The 1,446-nt window shown below is 38.2% G+C and carries 3 protein-coding genes; 2 read left to right on the forward strand and 1 reads right to left on the reverse strand.

The features are described from left to right. The first annotated feature begins 102 nt into the window (after positions 1–102). Positions 103–777, forward strand: a complete 675-nt coding sequence (locus tag NXS07_RS20010; protein ID WP_230581003.1) for a TauD/TfdA dioxygenase family protein — start codon at positions 103–105, stop codon at positions 775–777. A 54-nt stretch (positions 778–831) separates the two neighbouring features. After that, positions 832–1,047, forward strand: a complete 216-nt coding sequence (locus tag NXS07_RS20015) for a hypothetical protein (RefSeq protein ID WP_258087510.1) — start codon at positions 832–834, stop codon at positions 1,045–1,047. A gap of 130 nt (positions 1,048–1,177) precedes the next feature. On the opposite strand, the gene NXS07_RS20020 is transcribed toward NXS07_RS20015, so the two are convergent. Next, a complete protein-coding gene (locus NXS07_RS20020; protein WP_258087511.1) occupies positions 1,178–1,345 on the reverse strand; it encodes a hypothetical protein in 168 nt (55 codons plus the stop codon). Between the last annotated feature and the right edge of the window lie 101 nt (positions 1,346–1,446).

Genomic DNA, 1,446 nt, shown 5'->3' on the forward strand with positions numbered 1-1,446 from the left:
AGATTAATTTTCATGAGCGCGATCATGATCTGATACAAATGAAAAATCAAGCATCTTCAATGACGACGGATATATAAGTGACATTTCTGGAGATAAAACAAAGTGAGTGATAAAAATAAATATACCATACGCAAACTGAGCCCATATTTCTGTGCTGAAATACGTGGCATTGATCTGAATGGACCATTAGATGATGAGATGGTTAAGGCTATTCAGTCAGATTTGGAAGCGCATGAAGTGTTGGTATTTCTTGAGCAAGATCTAACATCAGAAGATTTAATGCGCTTAGGTCGATATTTCGGGCCACTGACCGTACACCCTTTTGCTGAGAACAGTGAAAAGAATCCAGAATTAATCGTCTTTGACTATAAGGATGGTAACCCACCCGTGTTAACAGACCGTTGGCACTCAGATGAAACCTATAAGCTTTGCCCACCTATGGCAACAATGCTCTATTCGAGGATTGTCCCTGAGATAGGCGGCGATACCTGTTTCAGCAGTATGACTACCGCCTATGATTTTCTCTCAACAAAAACTCAAGACTTCATCCGAGGGTTGGAAGCAGTACATGATTTTGCATCATACAAATACCTGTTCCCTGATACGGAAAAAGGGCGACAATTATTGCAAAGAAAAGAGTTAGAGTACCCGCCGATCGCTCACCCTGTTGTTCGAATCCATCCTAGTACTACATCCGTAAAGATTGCAAAATCAATGTATTATCAGATACGCGATAAACTGAGAACTTATATGACTTCAATCTGTTGTATGAAGTAGATGTTTTATTAAAATGCCAGTACGGCTGTAGTACTAGATCGGGAACAGTCAGAATTGTGGGTAGAGCCTAAAGAAGGTTTAAACTGTTCAGATGATTCTATAGCAAATCATATCATTGATGCTCTACAGACACACATTGCAGTTAGTCCAACGGTGAGAGTTGTCAATAAAGGCATTATTGACTCTCTAAAAAGCACGGCTCTTAGCTGCTCAAATGGTGTTAAAATCCCTCAATTAATTGATATCAGTCATCCAAAAGAATACATTTAATGACCTGTAAGTTAAGCAACTAAACGTTGCTTAACTTACAGGTCATTAAAACAATATTGAATTCGGTGGCCATCTGAATAGCCACCTTTAATGGAAATGACACAAATCGGGTGCAGGATCAAACTAACCTTCATTTTCCATAATAAGCGCCATCTTTATCCATTGAAACACCCTTAATTTTTTCTTCCGCCAAAGACCAGAATGAGGCTTTTTTCTTATGCTTTGCGTAGAGGGCGGTTAAATATGTTTGATTAGAAGCAATATCGTCCGTACTTTGTATCTTTTCTCCATAATCCAAGCTTTTCTTAAGATCAGAAACGGAATATTTAAGTAATCAAGAAAAATTAATTGCAAATTTAGCACCATAACCTTCCAATAGAGTATTTAGCTCATACTCCA

Source organism: Xenorhabdus bovienii, from assembly GCF_024721015.1.
In the GTDB taxonomy this organism is placed as follows: domain Bacteria; phylum Pseudomonadota; class Gammaproteobacteria; order Enterobacterales; family Enterobacteriaceae; genus Xenorhabdus; species Xenorhabdus bovienii.